This window comes from Brevibacillus sp. YAE8, assembly GCF_057543335.1.
Window position 1 is genome coordinate 1 of sequence record NZ_BAAIYG010000062.1, and the last position, 3,938, is coordinate 3,938.

The following is a 3,938-nucleotide window of genomic DNA, read 5'->3' on the forward strand; positions in this document are numbered from 1 at the left end:
TCATCCAGGTTGGTCGTAATCAGGTCAAAATCCATCTGAACATGGACAAAAAACAAGAAGCCAGCAAAGCCCAATGGTTCCCGTACGCAGCGGAAGGCAACCAGATTTTATACCTCATGCCAGAGATAGGTTCCAAAGTCAAACTGTACTTCCCCAGTGCGGAAGAAGACGACGGCATGGTCATGAACTCCGTCCGCCATGCCCCGCAAGGAGAGGCGGCCCACAAGCAAGCGCAGAAAATGAAAGACCCGGGAGTAAAATCGTTCGGCATCCCCCAAGGCAAAGAATTTACACTGGGCGACAAAGAGTTGCTCATGACCGCGCAGGAAGGAATGCTGTACATCTCGATGGACAAGGAAGCTGGGGTCATCTTGAACAGCGCTTCTTGGGTCAGCATCCGCGGAAAGGGAGCCGTGAGTCTGAGCGGTGCCGCCGTCCGATTGGCAGGGGCAGAGGGACTGCTTGTCAAAACGGCAATGGATGCCTTGAAGCTGGTGGAAGAGGCCGACGCGAACAGTGAAAAAATTCAGCTCGAAGCGAGCGCCCGCCATTCGTTCCCCCCTATTTTGAGTGCGTTTGAGCAAGATGTGCAGGCAAACGGTGTGCTCGCGGTCATGGCCCGCCGCACGCTGGAGAATCAGTGGGCCGAGGTCCAAGGAAAGTTTGATGCCTTGGGAGATACATTGGTGGGCCTGTGGAATGTGGCGGTAGACGCAGGCGACCTGGTCGTGACCGGGCTTCTGGGAGGCGATGACGCCCAAGCATTGTATGAGTTTGTGAGTGGCTCCGAAGTTGGCTCCCTGACCGAGCGGAACAACCTGGCCAAAGGAGCGGTGGAAGGCTACACCAACACCGTCGCTTACGTCGAGAAAGTGACGACCGGCCAAAAAGCGTTTGGGGAAATCCTCCACGATGCAGGAAGAGCGGCTGCATGGATTGGTGAAGGACTCTACGACGATTACATCGATCCATTCGTGAAAGCCGAACAGTACAAACAGGAAAATCTGCACGGCGGCTTGTGGACCCGATCCGTAGAAGAAAGCTACGCCAAAGGGCAAAACGAATTCAAGAAAGACATGGTGCTGCTGGAAGCCGGGTTAACTGCTGTAAGCGGAGGCACGGGCACCATGGCATTGAAGAGCGGGAAAGTAGCGACCAGGCTGGATATGGACACGCCAGACGTCGCGAAGAAGCAGCTGCATGGCGAGAGGGATGCCGACGGAAAAGGCAAAGGCGGTCCGTTGCCCCACTCAGCCGCCCAAGACAGGCGGGGAGGGATCCGGCTCAAGGACGGGAAGTTTAAGACGAGGGCAAAGCTGCTGGATGATGTGCTGAAAGATTTGAATGAGACGATTGTGAAGTTCCTGGAGAAGATGAGTGAGTATTTGAACGGAAAGCTCGTCGTGATGGAAAATGCCGCAACCGGACAACGCTACCTGGCCTGGCAGAAGGGAGAAGGGTATTTCTATTCGAAGAATCGAGCTGGGGAAGGTGGCTCGGTTAGCAAAACTTCTGGACAGGATATTTCTCTTGAAAAGAGGGGGGCTGAGGCGACGGGTAATGCTGGAAGTGGTAGTAAACCCCCAGTTTATCAAAAAGTAAAATATGGTGACCATTTTACAAGGAAAAATAGAAAAAAGGCTTTAAAACCAAATGTGGAATATACATCACCAGATGGTTATACTTATCGTACGGACAGTTTGGGGCGCATTATTGATTGTGAAGGAACGCTTGTACTTGGTAAAGGAGAACGCAGTGTATATGCTCAAAAGACAGTAGGAAAAGGGCAAGGCAGATTACCTGATGACGACGGTGGGCACTTAATTGGAGCGCAGTTTAAAGGGCCAAAGGATATTGATAACCTAGTCCCCCAAAATAGCCAAATTAATCGAAGTGGTGGGGTGTGGTATCAAATGGAAACGGAATGGGCGAATGCTTTGAATGAAGTACCACCTAGAAAAGTTACCGTAAAAATAGAACCAATTTATTCGGGAAGTTCAATGAGACCAGATGCTTTTGAAGTAGTTTATAAAATTGAAGGCAAAGGAACTTTTGAGAAGACAATAAAAAATCAATCGGGAGGTTGAAAGAATTGGAGAAAATACTAAGCAATTTATATCAGCAGATAGCTGAAACAGTCAATGAAATGATTCCGGAGAGTTGGAGAAAGTTTTATTTTTATGCTCAAATTTCTGACGATGGTGGAGGTACATATTTTTTCTACCAACCAGAAACGAATCTGGAGAGGTATGAATATAGCCTTGAGATTCCTTATAAATATCAAGTGAACGAGAGGGAATTCAAATTAAATAAAAGAAAGCTTTTATCATTAGCTGAAAAAGTGAGAGAAACATTCGAAGATGAGGGTCAAGAATTATGGTATTCTTTTACTTTAAGCTTAGAAAGAACAGGTAAATTAAATGTCCACTTTGATTATACAAAGTGGTTTGAGACTAATTATAGTTTTAGTGACCAATTTATCATTTGGAAATACAAGTACTTAAATGAGATTCCTCAAGATAAAGCTCTACAAAATCTTATAACTAGGTACACTGAAGAATTCCCAGAAAATCCGATTTGAGTAAAACGTGAGAAGGGGGGATTTCAGTCTGGGTATCTATGCTGAGTATTCACTTCATTCAACTAATAAAACGGGGCTGTAAAATATTTTGTGTAAACTCTCATTTAGCTTTTGACAATAATAATACAAAGTGAGAGAAAACACATGTGAATCATTCCAAAAGTTCATCTTCGTCAACTTAACAAAGAGAACGACTTGCAGTCCTGATGAGATGTTCCAAAAGCCCTGAGGGGCATTTTGGTGGAAACACAGCAAGAAATGTTGGGAGTCGAATTGGACACTGAGGGAATGTCAAGATTTTTGTGTAAATTAGTTTATAAATCCTAAAACAAGATCGTACCAATACGATCAATAAACAAGTCTCTTAACCAATATAAACCGTTGAAAAACTTCCAAAAGCTCATTCCTCTTTGAACCATGAATAGGAATGAGCTTTTTTGCATGTTCAAAATCAGAAGCATTTTTACCCTTAACTGTTTTGGATGTTCAGTCAGAGGGAGCCTTGGCCTACCCGGATTGGCTGGAAAAACCGACAGTGATGCTGTCTGACCGGATGAAATCGATCACGGCCAAATACAATCCGGGCATTCGCTGGAAGCGTGTCGATCTGATCGATCGACAACAAAACGACCGGAATGTGTACTGGCTCATGCAGGTTCCGGCTGTAGACGTTCTGTCCAAAAGCAGCGAGTTTCACCAGAATGGAGCATTAAAGCGAATGGTGCTGGACTATGAAAAAGCAAGGAAGCATCATGTCTTTTCCATACAAGGCATTTTGGAGCCGTATATTGTGGTGAGTATGGATGCGGCGGAAAGTTTTCTGCGTAGAGGCTTGACAGGATTTGTCTTGCAAAAAGTGGAGATCGAGCCCGGGAGGGAGATATGACAACTTACTGGGATGAAAAAATTTTGGATGTGTGGAATGAAATTCAGCTTCGGCAGCAATGGGAGGAAAGGAATCAGCAAAAACCGCCGTTGACCTGGGAAGCGTGCTTGGCGGCAGCGGAGCAAGGCCGCCTGGAATACGAGGGACGCACGCTCGAATTTTCCGAGAGAATGTTTTTCGACGAGCGGGTACGTCTGATTCTCCCTTGCTCGCTTCAACTCATTCCAAAGGGGCTGATGAGCCAGAGCAGTGCAGCTCAGCCACACGAGCAGTTGGCTTGCCAGGATGAAGAAGGCACGATTTTGCTGGGAATTAACCATATGGCTCACCCGCTGTCGATGAATGAAGCCGAAAGTTTTTTGCAAGCGATGACGGCACAGATCAAAAAGAAGACGCCAGGCTTGCAAATCGTGAAAAACGATTTGTGGGAGCATGAGGGGCTGCGGGTAGCGATCTGCGAATACGTCGTTC

At 46.7% G+C, this 3,938-nt stretch carries 4 protein-coding genes; all 4 read left to right on the forward strand.

Annotated elements, in window-relative coordinates; genetic code table 11:
- Window positions 1-116 precede the first annotated feature (116 nt).
- Window positions 117-2,087 (forward strand): DNA/RNA non-specific endonuclease, encoded by a 1,971-nt coding sequence (locus tag AC27IT_RS27465; RefSeq protein WP_487092238.1) that lies wholly within the window; start codon window positions 117-119, stop codon window positions 2,085-2,087.
- Between the two features lie 5 nt (window positions 2,088-2,092).
- Window positions 2,093-2,581, forward strand: coding sequence for an antitoxin YezG family protein (locus AC27IT_RS27470; protein ID WP_283858117.1), 489 nt, complete (start codon window positions 2,093-2,095; stop codon window positions 2,579-2,581).
- Between the two features lie 502 nt (window positions 2,582-3,083).
- On the forward strand, window positions 3,084-3,467 hold the full coding sequence (locus tag AC27IT_RS27475) for an imm11 family protein (RefSeq protein WP_283858116.1): 384 nt from the start codon (window positions 3,084-3,086) through the stop codon (window positions 3,465-3,467).
- Window positions 3,464-3,938 (forward strand): hypothetical protein (locus tag AC27IT_RS27480; protein ID WP_487092237.1); only part of this gene is annotated, 475 nt, incomplete at its 3' end. The genes AC27IT_RS27475 and AC27IT_RS27480, both read left to right, overlap by 4 nt.